Origin of the sequence: Roseinatronobacter ekhonensis, from assembly GCF_900499075.1 — a bacterium.
Classification (GTDB): domain Bacteria; phylum Pseudomonadota; class Alphaproteobacteria; order Rhodobacterales; family Rhodobacteraceae; genus Roseinatronobacter; species Roseinatronobacter ekhonensis.
Genome location: NZ_UIHC01000035.1, coordinates 1 through 17,332, shown reverse-complemented (window position 1 = coordinate 17,332; position 17,332 = coordinate 1). Strand labels below are relative to the sequence as shown.

The window sequence follows — 17,332 nt, the reverse complement described above, 5'->3', positions numbered from 1 at the left end:
TCGGGCTTTGCCCATTATTTTGCGTCACCATGCCCGAAACCGCACAACTTATCAAGATTCCAGATGGTTGCGCGGCGTTCTTTATGTGAAAACTGCAACTATCTTGCCAGATCGGGGCAGATATTGCAGCCAAGTCGAGCAACACCACCCGATCTAGTCGAGCCACAGGCGTGAAAAACGGGTCCGGGCAACGTGCCACGGACCCTGTTCTATGCGCTGGGGCAATGCGCCTCAATTCGTGCAAGGGATCTCGATGTTCACAAGCTCATTGCCGCGGCGCGTGCGGATATGGCATTTCTCTTCAACCGAACGCTCTTCGCGCACCACGCCCAGCAGGCGATCTTGGGTCATTTCGACATCGCCCGACACCTCGGTATCGCCGACGCCGACCAGTGCCAGCGACAAGCGGCCTGAGCCTTGCGCAAGCGCCAGTCCGGCGGCTTGTTCAGGGCTGGCCTCCACGGTGATATTGTTGGCAACGCGCACTTTTTCAGAGCGGTCCATATTGGCCGATTGATCAACCGCGATAATGCGCAATTGTGACTGGATCAACTGTGTGAATTCCTCGTTTCCGTTGCGGCGGCCCGACCAGAACACGTCGACATGGTCGCCAGGGCGCAGGAAACCGGCCACACCGCTGATCTGGTTGACCGCGATGGTAAAGGCGCGTTTGCCGGGGCTAAGATGCGACGTGATGCCGGCTTCCTTGCCCGGTGCTGTCAGCTTGCTCAGCAGGATCGGTTCCTTTTCATCCATCGTGCGCAGCACAATGCGGTGGTCAATGTTGTTGGGAAACAAGGCTTCGACCTCGCTCAATGCATTGGCAGGCACCGCATAATCCGGGAAGGCGGCGACCAGCACATCTTCGCGGGTCAGTCGTTCCCCGTAGGTCATGGGCCGCTTGGCCAGGAACACGTTGACCATATCGGTAGTGTTCGCGTTCGCGCGAGCCTCTGCGAGTTCGGTCTGCATTTTGGAAATATACGCTTGGGTCTGATAGGCGGCGAACCCCGCCAGACCAAGGCCCGCGACAAGGACGGCTCCGAAAACTAGGCGCATTGCCATATCCTTTCTGTTCACTGATCCGGACCTGCGCCGGAAACTGATTACATGAAACGATGCCTACCGAATGTGGCGGATTGTTGTTCATGCCCCGACTTGAATTTGACCCATGATCCGAGTTCCGGCGCGATAATTGAAACGGCGAAACCCAAAGGCTCAAATAGGAAAAGAGCGCCCCGAACGGGGCGCCCTGAGTGTAATTCGTGTCGCGTCTTAGTTATTGACGCCGAGAGTGCCCAGCGCAGAAACGGAAGCGCCCGTCAGCGAGGTCTGGATGTCGGTTGCAAGATCCGAGGTGCCGGTGCGCACCGAGCTGATGACTGCGATGCCCAGACCCACGATAGCGGCGGTCAGCACAACCCAGTCAACGGTCACGGCACCAGATTCATCAGCGGCGAAAGTTTTGATGTTTGCGAACAGTTTCATTTTCAAGTCTCCAACATTTGAACAGTTTCTACTCAGCCGAACCGGTTACTCTAAAGGTGTTTGGTCGTTCACCGCTTGGCTGAGGCCCATATAGCCCCCGAACCGTGGCACGAATTGGGCATGATTCAGACCATTTCAGAACCATTGCATGGTCGAATACGGAACTTGTTCCCAACCGCTCAACATTGGGTCGAAAAGGCCCGGTTTGGTGACAGAACCTTGCGGAATACACCCGGTCCAAAACACTGCGCGTTGCTGAGCCGAGAACGATTTTTCTGGATTCATAGGGCACATATCGGCATCTTTAGCCAAAACACATAAAAGAGCAGTTAATCACATGAGTGTCCCGCGCGTTTTCGCCGCCGTTTTTTGCATGGTCATCGGCCCGCCGATGGCGCTGGCACAAGACTCATCCGAGAGTGGCTTTACCTTTCGGCGCATTGCAGTGGGTGAGGGGGGCGCAGGCAAACGCATCACCGTTCAGATTGACCCCGAAGAACAAGCCGCGCGCCTTGCGGCCGGGCCGCGCGTGCCACAAAACCCGCCACCTGCCCCCGAACAAGGCGCGACAGACGCGACGTCACCGGGCCAGTTCGCATGGTTCTGGGAACGTGTGCGCCCCACAGGCGGGCCGGACGTGTCACGCTTTCTGGCGGCGCGCGACGCGCTGTCCACACCCCCCGCAGGCGCGAATATCCGCGCACCAAGGTTGCAGGATATGCAGGACATCGCACAATCGCACGCGCCGGCAATCCTGTTGGCAACGGTTGGCACACGGGTGTCACCGGCACTCGCACTCGCGGTCATTTCTGTCGAATCGGCGGGCCGCGCGGATGCGGTCAGTTCCGCAAATGCCCAAGGCTTGATGCAGCTTATCCCGGCAACGGCTGAACGATTCGGTGTCACCGACCCGTTCGACACCGACCAGAACATCAAAGGCGGCGTGACATATCTGCACTGGCTGATGGAACGCTTCGACAATGACGTGGTGCTTGCGCTGGCGGGCTACAACGCAGGCGAAGGCGCGGTGGACCGCAATGGCGGCGTTCCCCCCTATGCCGAAACCCGCGACTATGTGCCAAAAGTGCTGGCCGCGTGGCAGGTCGCGCGCGGACTGTGCGCGACCGTGCCGGAATTGCCCAGCGATCCTTGCGTGTTCAAGATCGCGCAGTCCGGCTAGGCGACAATCGCCGCCTCTGTTGCGGCCCGAATCTCGTCTTCGGTGACACCTTCGGCGCATTCGACGATCTTCAACCCGCCTTCGACCACGTCCAGAACGCCCAGATTGGTGATGATGCGTTTGACGACGCCAGTCGCCGTCAGCGGCAAGGTGCAGGCCTTGAGCAGCTTTGATTCACCCGCCTTGTTGGTGTGGTCCATGACCACGATCACGCGCTTCACGCCCGCGACAAGGTCCATCGCGCCGCCCATGCCTTTGACCAGCTTGCCGGGGATCATCCAGTTCGCGATATCGCCGTTCTCGGCCACTTCCATCGCGCCCAAGATGGCCATGTTGATCTTGCCGCCGCGGATCATGGCAAACGATTCGGCACTGTCGAAATAGGCGGTATGGGGCAGCGCCGTCACGGTTTGCTTGCCCGCATTGATGAGGTCGGGATCAATGTCATCCTCTGTCGGGAACGGGCCGATACCCAGCATCCCGTTTTCCGATTGCAGCGTGACCTGCACGCCTTCGGGGATGTAATTGGCCACGAGCGTCGGGATGCCGATGCCAAGATTGACATACATTCCATCTTCCAGTTCCTGTGCCGCTCGTGCGGCCATCTGGTTGCGGTCCCAGGGCATTCGCTATCCTTTTAGGTTCAAGCCTCAAAATCTACCGGCACGTCCAGCAGCACGACCGTACCGGCTGCCCCACGCACCACATTCAGCGTCGCATCCAGCCCGTTCAGCAAGCCGCGCACAAGTCGCCCGCCTGCGAACTTGTCGTTCGGCCAGGCCATATCTGCGGGCATGCCTTCCCCGTCATCGCTGATCAGGATGCGGACGCCGCCCCCAGACAAATTGGTCACACGCAGTTCGATCCGGCCTTCGTCTTGTAGACTGAAGGCATGGTTGAACGCGTTGTGCAGTGTTTCCGACACGATCAGCGCCAAGCGTGTGGCGCGGTCCAGCGTTATTTCTGCGCGTTCCACCGTCTGGGTAAAGCGGACGCCAGCACGTCCCTCGTAATGGGCGATTGCAGACGAAACGCGCGCGATGACCGTGCCAAGATCAACTTTGCCAAGCCCGTCGATCCCGCCGGTCAACCGCATTTCCTCATAGACAAGTTGCAGCGTTTCCAGACGGCGGGGCAGCGCTTCCAACTCGCGCAAGGTCGGCAGCTCTACGTTCTTGTCCGGTTCGCGCAGGCTGCTCAGGATCATCGCCAGATCACGGTGCACAAAGCCCTGCACGACACTCAGACGGTCGGCGGTGATCCGGTTATCCGTTCCGCGATCCTGTTCCGTCAGTTCTTTCTGAACGCCCAGGAAAAAAAGCGCCTCACCATCATCCCCCGCGATCGGCGCGACAATCAGACGGTTGGTAAACGGCGTGCCATTGGCGCGGTAATTAAGGATATCGACCGAAACTTCGGATTGGGTCGCGATGGCATGGCGGATGCGGTCGACATCGCGCTTGTCCGTCTTCTCGCCTTGCAAGAATCGGCAGTTGCGGCCGATAACCTCCGACGCGCTGTAGCCGGTCATCCGCTCGAACGCATCGTTTACATAGATTATGGGGTTGTCATCCTGTCGGGGATCACTCAGCACCATCGAGATGCGCAAGCGCGAGAAGCCTGCAAAGGCTTCATTCGAACCAAGCGCACCCGCAAGCGTTTGCCCTTCCATCGCCGTCCCTCGTTACGCCGCGCGCGTGGTGCGCTGTTCGATCCGCTTTTCGTGTTCCCCCTGTATCAGGCGGTTCACATATATTCCCGGAAGGTGGATGGCGTCGGGGTCCAGCGTGCCCGGCTCGACGATTTCTTCCACCTCCAGCACGCAGACCTTGCCGCATTTCGCTGCCGGCGGATTGAAGTTGCGCGCGGTTTTGCGGAAAATCGCATTGCCGGTCGTGTCTGCTTTCCACGCTTTCACAATCGACAAATCGGCGAAGATGCCTTCTTCCAGCACAAAAGTCTCGCCGTTGAAATCCTTGTGTTCCTTGCCATCTGCAATCTGGGTCCCAACGCCGGTGCGGGTGTAGAACCCGGCAATCCCTGCGCCGCCAGCGCGCATCCGTTCGGCCAAAGTGCCTTGAGGGTTGAATTCCAGCTCCAACTCTCCTGACAGGTATTGGCGCATGAATTCTGCATTCTCGCCGACATAGGACGACATCATCTTTTTGACCTGACGCGATTCCAGCAGCAGGCCCAGCCCGAACCCGTCAACGCCCGCGTTGTTGGACGCAAAGGTCAGATCCTTTGTTCCCGCGTCGCGGATGGCTGCAATCAGCAATTCGGGGATACCACACAAGCCGAACCCGCCTGCTGCGATGGTCATCCCGTCGAACAAAAGGCCATCCAGCGCCTCTGACGCGGAGCCGTAGATCTTTTTCATGCCGAGCCTCGCTTCGATATACTATCGGATACAATTGGCGCGACGGCGCCCGATAGTCAACCGGATGCGCGCGCCTCAGTCCTTCTTTGCGTCGGGCTTTTTGGCCGCAGCGGGTTTCTTTGCGGCTGGTTTTTTCGCCGCAGGCTTTTTGGCCGCCGGTTTCTTTGCCGGGGCCTTTTTCTTGCCCTTGGTCGCAGCCTTGGCGTTCACCAATTCGACCGCCTGTTCCAGCGTGACCGTTTCCGGTTCCATCTCTTTGGGCAGGGTCGCGTTGATCTTATCCCATTTCACATAGGGGCCATAACGCCCTTTCATGACGGCAAGCGCGCCGCCATCGGGGTGCTCGCCCAACTCCTTCAACGGGGCAGCCGCCGCAGGCCGTCCGCGCGTCTGCTTGGCGGCCAGCACTTCGACCGCGCGGTTCATGCCGATGGTGAACACCTCGTCCACTTCCGGCAGGTTGGCGTATTTCTTGCCGTGCTTGACGAATGGACCGTAGCGGCCAATCCCCGCCTCGATCAACTCACCATCATCGGGGTGCGGACCCACGGGGCGCGGCAATGACAGCAGCATCAGCGCTTTTTCAAGGTCGATGCTGTCCACCTCCCATCCTTTGGGTAGCGACGCGCGGGGTGGTTTCGGGTCTTCCTTGGTCGCTTCACCGCGCTGCACATAGGGACCAAAGCGCCCGGTGCGCAGGCTGATAGGGTCGCCCGCGTCATGGCCCAACAACTTGCCATCGCCCGACAGTTCTGCCTGTGCGTCATCGGTCACACCCAATGGGCGGGTAAAGCGGCATTCGGGGTAATTGCCGCAACCGATGAACGCCCCGCCCGACCGCGCTGTTTTCAGGTGCAAACGTCCTTCGCCGCATTTGGGGCAAACACGCGGGTCCGACCCATCCTCGCGCGGGGGGTAAAGCTGGGGGGCCAGAACCTCGTCGATCTTGTCGAGCACCTCTGTAATGCGCAGCTCCGAGGTTTCGGCAATCGCCGCCGAAAAATCGCGCCAGAACTTCTCCAGCACCTCTTTGTAGTCCGCTTGCCCGGCCGAGATATCGTCCAGTTGGCCTTCAAGCGCGGCGGTGAAATCGTATTCCAGATAGCGGCGGAAGTAGTTGACCAGAAAGATCGTGACCAACCGGCCCTTATCCTCTGGCATCAGGCGGTTTTTGTCCTTTATGACATAGCCCCGGTCCTGAATGGTCGTGACAATGCTGGCATAGGTAGACGGTCGGCCAATACCCAATTCTTCCATGCGCTTTACCAGCGTCGCCTCTGTATAGCGTGGTGGCGGTTGGGTGAAATGCTGCTCTGGCGTGACCGCCCGCTTGTCGGTCTTGTCACCTTCGGACAGTTGCGGCAGGCGCTTGTCGTCGTCGTCGACCACGTCGTCGCGGCCTTCCTCGTAGACCTTCAGAAACCCGTCGAACAGCACCACCTGCCCCGTCGCGCGCAAGCCAACCTGCCCGTCCTTGGACCCGATCTCGACCGTCGTGCGTTCCATGCGCGCGGCTTCCATCTGGCCAGCGATCGTGCGCTTCCAGATCAGGTCATACAATTTGCGCTGATCGGTGTCGGACACGCGCAGCTTGTCGGGGCTGACCGCCATATCCGTGGGGCGAATACATTCATGCGCTTCCTGCGCGTTCTTCGCCTTGTTCTTATACATACGCGGGGATTTCGGAACATATTCGGCACCGTAGCGATCCTTGATGACATCGCGTGCCGACATGACCGCCTCGGGCGCCATGTCGATCCCGTCAGTCCGCATATAGGTAATGTAGCCCGCCTCATACAGGCGCTGCGCGGTCGACATGCAGTGCTTGGCCCCCATGCCGAATTTGCGGCTGGCTTCCTGCTGCAAGGTGCTTGTCATGAACGGCGCAGAGGGGTTCCGGCTGGCCGGTTTCGCTTCAACCGATGTCACCGCCAAATCGCGCGAGGTGACGGCCTGAACCGCCATTTCGGCGGCGCTTTCGTTGTTCAGGTCGAACTTGTCCAGCTTCTTGCCCGCAAGGCTGACAAGTTTCGCGGTAAAGGTCGCGCCGCGTGGCGTGGCCAATTCCGCCTCGACACTCCAGTATTCCTGCGCGCGGAATGCCTCTATCTCCATCTCGCGCTCGACAATCAGGCGCAGGCACACGGACTGCACGCGCCCCGCCGATTTCGCTCCGGGCAGCTTGCGCCACAGAACCGGCGACAGGTTGAACCCCACCAGATAATCTAACGCGCGGCGTGCCAGATAGGCGCGCACCAGTGGCATATCCACGTCGCGCGGGTTCTTCATCGCCTCTGTCACCGCGGATTTGGTGATCGCGTTGAACACCACACGTTTGACCGGCGTGGTCTTTTTCAGCGCCCGTGACTTGGTCAACGCTTCTGTCAGATGCCACGAAATCGCCTCTCCCTCGCGGTCGGGGTCGGTGGCAAGGATCAGTTCGTTATCTTCCTTAAGCGCGTCGGAAATGGCCTTGAGGTGTTTGCGCGAATCGCTCGCCACCTCCCATTTCATGTCGAAATCATGCTCCGTGTCGACCGAGCCATCCTTGGGCGGCAGGTCGCGAACATGGCCATAAGAGGCCAGAACCGTATGCCCCGCGCCCAGATATTTGTTGATTGTCTTGGCCTTGGCAGGCGATTCGACGACGACAACGGCCATGAATTCCTCAAATCTGTATGTCGGGGGATGCCCCGGTGATGCGGGCTTACATGTGAGACACGCAGGGGGAATGTCAATGCACGCCCCCGGTTACAGGACAATCGGCTCCAGCGGGTCATACATTGCATTGGCCCCCTGCCCGGCCGCTCCGAAAGCCAGTTCGGGCAAGCTGTCGGGCTTGAAGCGCAGGCAGCACAACTCGGCTTCGGTCACGAAACGGCGCTGCGTGACGACGCCTTCGGGGTCGCACCACGCGGGGTCGATCTGCCCGCCAGTGATCGTGGCGTGAAAGTAGATATCGACCTGATGGAAACTGCCAGTCGGGTCGTGAAACTCGTTCACAAGGCACGGCGCGCCCACGGCAATGCGCAGCCCGCATTCCTCGTAGATCTCGCGCGCCAGATTGTCGGGCAAGGATTGACCACGCTCCACCCCGCCGCCCGGCGCGCACCATAGATCACTCTTGCCGTCGGGCCATGCGTTGACAATCAGCAAGCGGCCCTCGTGCAGGATAAGCGCACGCACGGCAAGACGGGGGCAGGGCATGGGCTCTCCTTCTGGTAACTGCGCCACTGCAATACTATATGCGGGCCATGAAAGCGATTATCCTAGCATTGTCACTACTACCGGGGGCGGCCATGGCCGATTGCGTGGTTCTGCTGCACGGGCTGGCGCGCACCGAAAACTCCATGCTGGTGATGGAGGAAGCGTTGGAACTGCACGGCTATAGCGTCGTGAACCACGGCTATCCGTCCACGGCCAAGCCCATTGACGAATTGCTGGGCCATGTTGGCCAGAGTGTCGCCGCATGCGGGGACGCGCGGGTGCATTTCGTCACCCATTCCATGGGCGGCATTCTGGCGCGCGGCTGGCTGGCACGCAACCGACCCGCCAATATGGGCCGCGTGGTCATGCTGGCCCCGCCCAATCACGGGTCAGAACTGGTGGATGCGTTTTCCGACATCGACGCGTTCGAATGGATGAACGGCCCCGCCGGGCTGGAACTGGGCACGGCGATAGATGCCACGCCCAACCAACTGCCCGAATTCCCCGACTACGAACTGGGGGTGGTGGCGGGGGATATCTCGCTCAACCCGATCACTTCGGCGCTGATCGACGGCGAGGATGACGGCAAGGTTTCGGTGGAAAGCACAAAACTGGCGGGGATGACCGACCACATCGTTCTGTCGGCCAGCCACACCTTCATCATGTCCAACCCTGTGGTCATGGCAGAGGTTCTGGAATTCCTGCGCTACGGGCAGTTTGACCACGGGATCACCTTTGTCGGCGCACTGCGCAAACTGGCCAATCCCTAGATCACGGGAACCGTCAGCCTTGCCGCCGAAACGTCAGGTAGTGCGGTCTGCGGCCTTCGCGCAGGGCCTTTTTCTCGTAGCGGGTGGACAGCCAGTCATCCCAAGGCCGGTGCCACTCCTCCGGGTCCGGCGTCAGGCACTCGAAACCCGCCTGCGGCACTTCCGCCATGGTCTGGCGCACATAGTCGGGAATATCCGTCGCCACGCGAAACACCGCGCCGGGCCGAAGAACCCGCGCCAAGGGCAGCAAATGTTCGGGCGTCACAAAGCGGCGGCGATGATGGCGCGCTTTCGGCCACGGATCGGGGTATAGCAAAAATGCACGGTCCAGACAGGCATCGGGCAGCACATCGAACAATTCGCGCGCGTCCCATGTATGAATGCGCAGATTGTCCACACCCGCCTCGCGGATCTTGCCCAGCGCCATGGCGACGCCGTTGATATACGGCTCGCAGCCGATGATCCCGACATCGGGGTTGCGTGCCGCCTGATGCACCATATGCTCACCGCCGCCGAACCCCACTTCCAACCAGAGAGGCCGACGGTCGCCAAAGAACGACGTGGGGTCCACAGGCTGGCGCGACGGGTTGTCATCACGCCCGACACCGCGCAGGGCCAGCGCCGGCAAATCCTCGTCCAGGTATGTCTGTTGCGCCGGTCGCAGAGTTTTTCCCTTGATCCGGCCATAGAAATTGCGTGACTGCTCTGCCATATGGGCCCCCTTGTCGCGGCGGGGGTATGGCGCGGGCGGGTCGGGCGGTCAAGCAGCCAAAGGCGGCAGGGTTTACATTCCGGGCCGCACGGGGCAGGCTTGGGGCCAGAGTAACCGTGCGAGATTGCGCGCCTCGACCAACCCACTCCCCCCATATTGGAAGGATACCCCATGACGCACGCAGCGGCGGGCAACACTGTTCGTATTCATTACACCGGCACGCTGGAAGACGGCTCTGTGTTCGACAGCTCGGAAGGGCGCGACCCGCTCGAATTCACCGTCGGGTCGGGCCAGATCATCCCCGGACTAGACCGCGCGATAGACGGCATGGCCACCGGAGAGCAGAAAACCGTGACCATTCCGGCCACCGAAGCGTATGGCGAATACCAGGCAGAGGCCAAGCAATCGGTGCCGCGCGAGCAGATCCCCGCAGATATCCCGCTGGATCCGGGCACGATGCTGAACATGCAGACCCCCGACGGGCGGCAGGTTCCGGTGCAAGTGGCCGAAGTGACCGAAGAGACCGTCACGCTGGATGCCAACCACCCGTTGGCGGGCAAAGACCTGACCTTCGCGGTCGAACTGGTCTCTGTCGCGTAAATCGTTACCGCTTTGGAAAGACCGCCCATTTCGGGCGGTCTTTTGCGTGGGCCGCGCGTTTCAGACGCCGCGCGATATGGCTGCAACGCCGGTGCGCGCCACTTCGATCAGCCCCAAAGGCTGCATCAATTCGGCAAAGGCATCGACCTTTTGCGGCGTGCCGGTCATCTCGAAGACGAAGGATTCCAGCGTCGAGTCCACCACATTGGCGCGGAAAATCTCGGCCAGACGCAGCGCCTCGATCCGTGCTTCACCTCTGCCCTTGACCTTGAACAACGCCAGCTCACGCTGCACATTCGGACCTTCCATGGTCAGATCATGCACCCGGTGGACGACGACCATACGTTCCAACTGCGCCTTGATCTGCACGATCACCTGCGGCGTGCCGCTGGTGACAACCGTGATGCGCGACAGGTGGCCCAGATGGTCCACTTCGGCCACGGTCAGGCTGTCGATATTGTAGCCACGCGCCGAGAACAGCCCGATGACCCGCGCCAGCACACCGGATTCGTTGTCGACGATCACGGCGAGCGTATGCGTCTCGATCACCTCTGCATTCGGGTCGCGCAGGTCATAGGCGCTATGCTTCGACGCGCCTTTTTGTATGTTGAGGGGGGACATTCCTAACACTCCAATTCTTTGCCATCTCCGAAAAGACGGTGGAACAGCTCTTGCGGGGTTCTTAGCGTTTCAAAGCGGCTTTTGGCCACGATCCGGATGGCATCCCGAAGCGATTTGACGCCTTGGGCGTTGCCCTTGGTATGACGCGCTCGGCGGTCGCCTAGGTCTGGCAACTCACTATCGGGAGCACCGCCAAACCACCTGTATTCAACAGGATGGAGTGTCTCCGGATCCACGACAGCCCAAACGACACAGCCGCCGGGTTTGGATGCCAAGGCCGTATTGACCTTTTGGTGCGCCGCACGACCGCCAGCTTTGCTGGATTTGAGTTGGACATGGCGCATGACACCGTCACATGCCAACACCAGATCGTAGCCCTGTGCATCGGTTTGCGTGCGTGCGACTTCAACAAACCTGTCGCGCGACCATCCAAAAGAGCATAGCGCCGCCAGAAGAATATACTCTACGTATTCCTCCCGCGTGGATGATCGCAGCGAGTGCTTATCGTCTGGCATCCTACACCAAAACCGCGCCCTTGGCGCCGATCACGCCTTGGGTTTCCGCGTTGCCCAGCAGCATGTCGTTATGTGCATTGCCCGACGGGATCATGGGGAAGCAGTTTTCATGCTTTTCCACCAGACAATCGAAGATCACCGGGCCATCATAGGCCAGCATCTCGCGGATCGCCTCATCCAGGTCGTCCTCGCTGTCGCAACGGATGCCCTTGCAGCCGAAGGCTTCGGCCAGCTTGACGAAATCGGGCAACGATTCCGACCAGGAACTGGAATACCGCTCGCCATGCAGCAATTCCTGCCACTGCCGCACCATGCCAAGGCGTTCATTGTTCATGATGAACTGTTTGACCGGCGCTTTATACTGCATCGCCGTGCCCATTTCCTGCATGTTCATCAGCCAGCTTGCCTCTCCCGCGACGTTGATGACCAGCGCGTCGGGATGCGCGATCTGCACGCCGATGGACGCGGGCACGCCGTAGCCCATGGTGCCAAGCCCGCCAGATGTCATCCAGCGGTTCGGCCCGTCAAAGCCCAGATATTGCGCCGCCCACATCTGGTGCTGGCCCACTTCGGTGGTGATGTAGCGGTCCATTCCCTTGGTCAGCGCTTCCAGCCGCGTCAGGGCATGCTGCGGGCGAATGGGCGTGCCGCCGGTGGGAGTGTAGGCCAGACAATCGACAGCGCGCCATTCGTCGATCTGTTTCCACCAGCGCACCAGCGCCTCGCGGTTCACATTGCCGCCGCGCGATTTCCAGAGCGCGAACGCCTCTTCCAGCACATCGGCCACATCGCCGATGATCGGGACATGGGTGTGGATGACCTTGTTGAGCGAGGACGGGTCGATGTCGATATGCACCTTGGTCGACTCGGGGCTGAACGCGTTGATGCGGCCCGTGATCCGGTCGTCGAAGCGCGCACCGATATTCAGCATCAGGTCGCAATCATGCATGGCCCAGTTTGCCTGATAGGTGCCGTGCATCCCCAGCATGCCCAGCCAAGATTTGCCGCTGGCGGGATAGCAGCCAAGCCCCATCAAGGTGCTGGTCACAGGGAACCCGGTGGCCTCTGCCCAATCGCGCAAAACCTGCGTCGCACGGTCGCCCGAATTGATAACACCGCCGCCGGTATAGAACACGGGGCGTTCGGCGGTTTCGATCAGCTCGACCATGCGGGCGATCATCTCGGGGTCGCCCTTGGTGCGCGGCGCGTAATGCGAGGTGCGCGTGTCGGCCTTTTCCTTGTAAATCCCGGTGGCGAATTGCACATCCTTCGGGATATCCACCAGCACCGGGCCGGGGCGACCAGAGGTGGCAACATGGAACGCCTCGTGGATGGTGCCCGCCAGTTTGTCGGTTTCCTTGACCAGCCAGTTCATCTTGGTGCAGGGGCGGGTTATACCAACCGTGTCGCCCTCCTGAAAGGCGTCCGACCCGATCATAAAGGTGGGCACCTGCCCTGTCAGAACGACAATCGGGATGGAATCCATCAGCGCATCGACAATGCCCGTGACCGTGTTGGTGGCACCCGGACCCGATGTAACCAGAACAACGCCGGGCTTGCCGGTGGAGCGCGCGTACCCTTCGGCCGCATGGATCGCGCCCTGCTCATGCCGCACCAGAATGTGCTTGATGTCGTTTTGCTGGAACATCTCGTCATAGATGGGCAGGACCGCGCCACCGGGGTAGCCGAATACCACATCCACACCCTGATCTTTCAGGGCTTCTATCACCATCTTGGCTCCGGTCATCTGACGTGTCATCGCTTGCTCCATCCACCGTCATGTCAAGGGCGCTTTAGCGCGGGTTGCGGCAATAAAAAAGCCCCCGGTGTTTCGGGGGCGCATGGGGTTCCGTTTGGGAAGTCCGTTACCGGCCCATGCGCGTCTTTCCTACTACGATTACAAGTGCTGAACGCATTGCCGCCATCCGTTGCCTTAGCTGGCTGGAAAGTAAGCGCCGAAGCTGGGCGGGTCAATGACAAAATGACCATAAACTTGCGCAGATTGCAGGCCATGCTTTGCACTTCTTGCGCAAAGATTGCACAGGGCATTGGCCGCGCGAATTTATGTTTACATAACCAGAAAAATAGTTATTGTTATGAGCATGACGATGACATCCGACTCCGCAGCTGTTGCCCTTGCCGCCCTTGGCCATCCGGCCCGGTTGGCGGTGTTTCGTCTGCTGGTGCGCGCCGCGCCCGATGGCTTACTGGTGGGCGAAATCGCCGCGCATCTGGATATGCCGCTCTCTACGCTCGCGCATCACCTGCGCAGCCTGAAGGATGCCGGTCTTGTTGCGCAAACCCGCCAAGGGCGCGAGGTGCGCAACAGTGCCTGCACCGAGGAGCTGCGCCATGTGCTCGACTTCTTGCTGACCGACTGCTGCGCCGGTCTGCCTGCTGTGACCGATGCGGCCTGAACAGGCTTGCCAAAAATAACTACTTTTCTGGAGATATAGACATGACCGACCAGTCCCTGCCCCGCCCCGGCCCCGTGGCAGTAGCTTGGGCCCATATTTGGCGCAAGGAACGTGTTTGGCTGGTGTTTGCGCTGATCATCGCCCTTCTTGCGGTTCTGGACCCCGGCCAGCTTGCGCCATCCTTCAACAAGGTCACTGGCGCGCTTCTGTCGGTCGCGCCGTTTCTTGCGGCTTCCATCCTGATCGCGGCATGGGCGGGCGCGACCGGCGCGGATAACTTGATTGCCAAGGCCTTTACAGGCGCACCCGCGATGATGATCGCCATGGGCGCACTTGCGGGCGGGTTGTCGCCATTTTGCTCTTGCGGGGTGATCCCACTGATCGCGGCGTTTCTGGCCATGGGCGTGCCGCTTGCGCCGGTCATGGCATTCTGGCTGGCCTCTCCACTGATGGACCCGTCCATGTTCGCGCTGACCACAGGCGTGCTGGGGTTAGAATTCGCCATAGCGAAAACCCTTATTGCGCTTGGCATGGGCGTTTTGGGCGGCACCGTGGTGCATCTGGTCGTGCGCGCGGGCGGCTTGGCTGACCCGCTGCGGGACGGCGTAGGCAATGGCGGTTGCGGCGGCGCGAAAGCGCGCAACCCGAAACCACCGGTCTGGGCCTTCTGGCATGACTCGGCCCGCCTGACCAAGTTCCGCACAGAGGGCACGCGCACCTTCTTGTTCTTGCTGAAATGGATGGCGCTGGCGTTTCTGCTTGAAAGCCTGATGCTGGCCTATGTGCCTGCCGAAATGGTCACGCAAAGCTTGGGCGGCGCAGGGTTCATGCCAATTGCCATCGCAACGCTCGTGGGCGTGCCCGCCTATTTCAACGGCTATGCAGCCCTACCCCTGATCGGCGGGCTGATGGACCAAGGCATGCTGGGCGGCGCAGGTATGGCCTTTCTGATCGCGGGGGGCGTCACGTCGCTGCCCGCCGCAATTGCCGTCTGGGCCTTGGTCAAGCTGCGGGTTTTCGCACTCTACATCGCGATTTCGCTCGGCGGCGCGTTTCTGAGCGGGTTGGCTTTTCAGACCTGGCTGATGCTCTGACAGCGCGCGGGCGCAAGGCCCAATCTCTTGCGCCCCGCCCCGTGCGGTGGTCTACTGGTGGTGTCTTTCCCCCAGTCAGGAATCGAGCGCGCCCATGTCCGACCTTTTGCCGCAATCCGACAGCTACGACGCGTCCTCCATCGAAGTGCTCGAAGGGCTGGAACCCGTCCGCAAGCGCCCGGGCATGTATATCGGCGGCACGGATGAGCGCGCGCTGCACCATCTGGTGGCCGAAGTGCTCGACAACTCCATGGACGAGGCGGTGGCGGGCCACGCCAACCGCATAGAGGTCGAGCTGCACGCAGACTACTCCATCACCATCCGTGACAATGGCCGCGGCATCCCGATAGACCCGCACCCCAAATTCCCCGACAAATCCGCGCTAGAGGTCATCCTCTGCACCCTGCACGCAGGCGGCAAGTTCAGCGGCAAGGCCTATGCCACATCGGGCGGCTTGCATGGCGTGGGCGCGTCGGTCGTCAACGCGCTGTCGGACAAGTTGCGCGTCGAAGTCGCCCGCAACCGCGAGCTCTATGCGCAGGAATTCTCGCGCGGCATCCCGCAAGGGCCGGTGGCAAAGGTCGGCCCCGCCCCCAACCGGCGCGGCACTACCTTCACCTTCCACCCGGACGCAGAGATTTTCGGCGCGCTCAAATTCCGCCCCGCGCGGCTGCTGACCATGGTGCGCTCCAAGGCATATCTGTTCTCTGGCGTCGAAATCCGCTGGAAATCCGCGATCGAGGATGGCGACACGCCGATGGAAGCAACCTTCCATTTCCCCGGCGGTCTGGCCGATTACCTGAACGAACAACTGACCGGCAATGTCACCTATTCCGACAAACCTTTCGCCGGCAAGGTCAGCTTTCAGGACAAGTTCAACGCGCCCGGCTCGGTGGAATGGGCGATCAACTGGACGCCGGTGCGCGACGGTTTCGTGCAGTCCTACTGCAATACCGTCCCAACCCCCGAAGGCGGCACGCATGAACAGGGCTTCTGGGCCGCCGTGCTGAAAGGCATCCGTGCTTACGGCGAACTCGCCAACAACAAGAAAGCCGCCCAGATCACGCGCGAGGACATGGCGGCGGGCGGCTGCGCGCTGGTGTCGTGCTTCATCCGCGAGCCTGAATTCGTCGGCCAGACCAAGGACCGCTTGGCGACGACAGAGGCCGCGCGCATGGTCGAAGGGGCGGTGCGCGACCATTTCGACAACTGGCTGGCGGCAGACCCGAAATCGGCGGGCGCGATCCTTGATTTTCTGGTGCTGCGCGCCGAGGAACGGCTGCGCCGGCGGCAGGAAAAGGAAACCTCGCGCAAGACCGCGACGAAAAAGCTGCGCCTGCCCGGCAAGCTGGTCGATTGCACCGCGACCAACAAGATCGGGACGGAGCTGTTCATCGTCGAGGGTGATTCGGCGGGCGGCTCTGCCAAGATGGGTCGCGACCGCAAAACGCAGGCGCTGCTGCCCTTGCGCGGTAAAATCCTGAACGTGCTGGGCGCGGCCTCTGGCAAGCTGACCACGAATGCAGAGATTTCGGACCTGTGCCAAGCGATGGGCGTCGGGCTGGGGCCGAAATTCCGGCTGGATGACCTGCGCTATGACCGCATCATCATCATGACCGACGCGGATGTGGACGGCGCGCATATCGCGGCGCTGCTGATGACGTTCTTCTACACCCAGATGCGCCCGATGATCGACGCGGGGCACCTGTATCTGGCCTGCCCGCCGCTGTTTAGGCTGACCCAAGGGGCGAAGCGGGTTTACGCTTTGGACGAGGCAGAGAAAGAGCGGCTCTACGCCGAAGGGCTGGGCGGCAAAGGCAAGATCGACGTGTCGCGCTTCAAGGGCTTGGGCGAGATGGACGCGAAGGATTTGAAGGAAACGACGATGGACCCCGCGTCGCGCCGGTTGATCCGCGTGTCGGTAGATGACGACCTGCCGGGGGAAACCTCGGATCTGGTTGAGCGGCTGATGGGCAAGAAGCCTGAATTGCGGTTCCAGTATATTTCCGAGAACGCGCGGTTTGTGGAGGAGTTGGATGTCTAGAAAGAGAGCAGTTTAATAATGGCAGCCCCTGATTTTCAGACGTTTATTCTCCCAGTTCTGCAACTATTTGCCGAGGGCAAGACAAGTGTGAAAGAATGTGTTGAACCTCTCAAGGAACGGCTTTCAATTAGCGAAGAAGACGCCCAAGAGACCCTTCAAAGCGGCCAAACTGTGCTTTAGAGCGCGTCCGGTTTGACCAGATTCAGGATTCCCTTACTTCATGATCCATGATTCCATGTCTTTGAGCAGATATGGAGATAACAGATGGGCAAACCACATCCACTTGCGTTGCGAGAGCGCGTTG

General features: G+C 60.6%; 18 protein-coding genes. 7 read left to right on the top strand and 11 right to left on the bottom strand.

Annotation, left to right across the window (positions count from 1 at the left end; all coding sequences use genetic code 11):
- Positions 1–231 precede the first annotated feature (231 nt).
- On the bottom strand, positions 232–1,059 hold the full coding sequence (cpaB, locus tag ROE7235_RS13940; RefSeq protein WP_121096133.1) for a Flp pilus assembly protein CpaB: 828 nt from the start codon (positions 1,057–1,059) through the stop codon (positions 232–234).
- Between the two features lie 216 nt (positions 1,060–1,275).
- A complete protein-coding gene (locus ROE7235_RS13935) occupies positions 1,276–1,488 on the bottom strand; it encodes a Flp family type IVb pilin (RefSeq protein WP_121096116.1) in 213 nt (70 codons plus the stop codon).
- A gap of 337 nt (positions 1,489–1,825) precedes the next feature.
- Between ROE7235_RS13935 and ROE7235_RS13930 the strand changes: the two genes are divergently transcribed.
- Positions 1,826–2,668 carry a lytic transglycosylase domain-containing protein gene (locus ROE7235_RS13930; RefSeq protein ID WP_121096115.1) on the top strand — a complete coding sequence of 281 codons (843 nt, stop codon included), beginning with the start codon at positions 1,826–1,828 and terminating at the stop codon, positions 2,666–2,668.
- Here the strand turns inward: ROE7235_RS13930 and ROE7235_RS13925 are convergent.
- From ROE7235_RS13925 to ROE7235_RS13905, 5 genes are all read right to left on the bottom strand, one after another.
- Positions 2,665–3,294, bottom strand: a complete 630-nt coding sequence (locus tag ROE7235_RS13925; protein ID WP_121096114.1) for a CoA transferase subunit B — start codon at positions 3,292–3,294, stop codon at positions 2,665–2,667. The genes ROE7235_RS13930 and ROE7235_RS13925 overlap by 4 nt on opposite strands.
- A gap of 17 nt (positions 3,295–3,311) precedes the next feature.
- The gene (locus ROE7235_RS13920; RefSeq protein WP_121096113.1) at positions 3,312–4,340 is read right to left on the bottom strand and encodes a PAS domain-containing protein; all 1,029 of its coding nucleotides are present in this window, start codon (positions 4,338–4,340) and stop codon (positions 3,312–3,314) included.
- A gap of 12 nt (positions 4,341–4,352) precedes the next feature.
- Positions 4,353–5,048, bottom strand: coding sequence for a CoA transferase subunit A (locus ROE7235_RS13915; protein ID WP_121096112.1), 696 nt, complete (start codon positions 5,046–5,048; stop codon positions 4,353–4,355).
- Positions 5,049–5,123: 75 nt separating this feature from the next.
- Positions 5,124–7,709 carry a type I DNA topoisomerase gene (topA, locus tag ROE7235_RS13910; RefSeq protein ID WP_121096111.1) on the bottom strand — a complete coding sequence of 862 codons (2,586 nt, stop codon included), beginning with the start codon at positions 7,707–7,709 and terminating at the stop codon, positions 5,124–5,126.
- Positions 7,710–7,799: 90 nt separating this feature from the next.
- Positions 7,800–8,255 (bottom strand): NUDIX domain-containing protein, encoded by a 456-nt coding sequence (locus tag ROE7235_RS13905; protein WP_121096110.1) that lies wholly within the window; start codon positions 8,253–8,255, stop codon positions 7,800–7,802.
- A 47-nt stretch (positions 8,256–8,302) separates the two neighbouring features.
- Here ROE7235_RS13905 and ROE7235_RS13900 point away from each other — a divergent pair, with 47 nt between their 5' ends.
- Entirely contained in the window at positions 8,303–9,025 is a 723-nt protein-coding gene (locus tag ROE7235_RS13900; RefSeq protein WP_370743762.1) for an alpha/beta fold hydrolase, read from the top strand.
- Positions 9,026–9,038: 13 nt separating this feature from the next.
- On the opposite strand, the gene trmB is transcribed toward ROE7235_RS13900, so the two are convergent.
- Positions 9,039–9,737, bottom strand: a complete 699-nt coding sequence (gene trmB / locus ROE7235_RS13895) for a tRNA (guanine(46)-N(7))-methyltransferase TrmB (protein WP_121096108.1) — start codon at positions 9,735–9,737, stop codon at positions 9,039–9,041.
- Positions 9,738–9,908: 171 nt separating this feature from the next.
- On the opposite strand from trmB, the gene ROE7235_RS13890 reads away from it, so the two are divergent.
- A complete protein-coding gene (locus ROE7235_RS13890; RefSeq protein WP_121096107.1) occupies positions 9,909–10,337 on the top strand; it encodes an FKBP-type peptidyl-prolyl cis-trans isomerase in 429 nt (142 codons plus the stop codon).
- A gap of 60 nt (positions 10,338–10,397) precedes the next feature.
- Here the strand turns inward: ROE7235_RS13890 and ilvN are convergent, their stop codons facing one another.
- The 3 genes from ilvN to ROE7235_RS13875 are packed head-to-tail and all read right to left on the bottom strand — an operon-like array spanning position 10,398 to position 13,232.
- Positions 10,398–10,958 (bottom strand): acetolactate synthase small subunit, encoded by a 561-nt coding sequence (gene ilvN, locus ROE7235_RS13885; RefSeq protein ID WP_121096106.1) that lies wholly within the window; start codon positions 10,956–10,958, stop codon positions 10,398–10,400.
- A 2-nt stretch (positions 10,959–10,960) separates the two neighbouring features.
- Complete coding sequence (locus ROE7235_RS13880) at positions 10,961–11,473, bottom strand: hypothetical protein (RefSeq protein ID WP_121096105.1); 513 nt, start codon at positions 11,471–11,473, stop codon at positions 10,961–10,963.
- A 1-nt stretch (position 11,474) separates the two neighbouring features.
- On the bottom strand, positions 11,475–13,232 hold the full coding sequence (locus ROE7235_RS13875) for an acetolactate synthase 3 large subunit (protein WP_183073516.1): 1,758 nt from the start codon (positions 13,230–13,232) through the stop codon (positions 11,475–11,477).
- Between the two features lie 349 nt (positions 13,233–13,581).
- Here ROE7235_RS13875 and ROE7235_RS13870 point away from each other — a divergent pair, with 349 nt between their 5' ends.
- From ROE7235_RS13870 to ROE7235_RS20960, 4 genes are all read left to right on the top strand, one after another.
- Entirely contained in the window at positions 13,582–13,890 is a 309-nt protein-coding gene (locus ROE7235_RS13870) for an ArsR/SmtB family transcription factor (protein ID WP_306418878.1), read from the top strand.
- A 41-nt stretch (positions 13,891–13,931) separates the two neighbouring features.
- The gene (locus ROE7235_RS13865) at positions 13,932–14,984 is read left to right on the top strand and encodes a permease (protein WP_183073515.1); all 1,053 of its coding nucleotides are present in this window, start codon (positions 13,932–13,934) and stop codon (positions 14,982–14,984) included.
- Positions 14,985–15,078: 94 nt separating this feature from the next.
- Complete coding sequence (parE, locus tag ROE7235_RS13860; RefSeq protein WP_121096103.1) at positions 15,079–17,028, top strand: DNA topoisomerase IV subunit B; 1,950 nt, start codon at positions 15,079–15,081, stop codon at positions 17,026–17,028.
- An 18-nt stretch (positions 17,029–17,046) separates the two neighbouring features.
- A complete protein-coding gene (locus tag ROE7235_RS20960; protein ID WP_121096102.1) occupies positions 17,047–17,208 on the top strand; it encodes a winged helix-turn-helix domain-containing protein in 162 nt (53 codons plus the stop codon).
- Positions 17,209–17,332 lie beyond the last annotated feature (124 nt).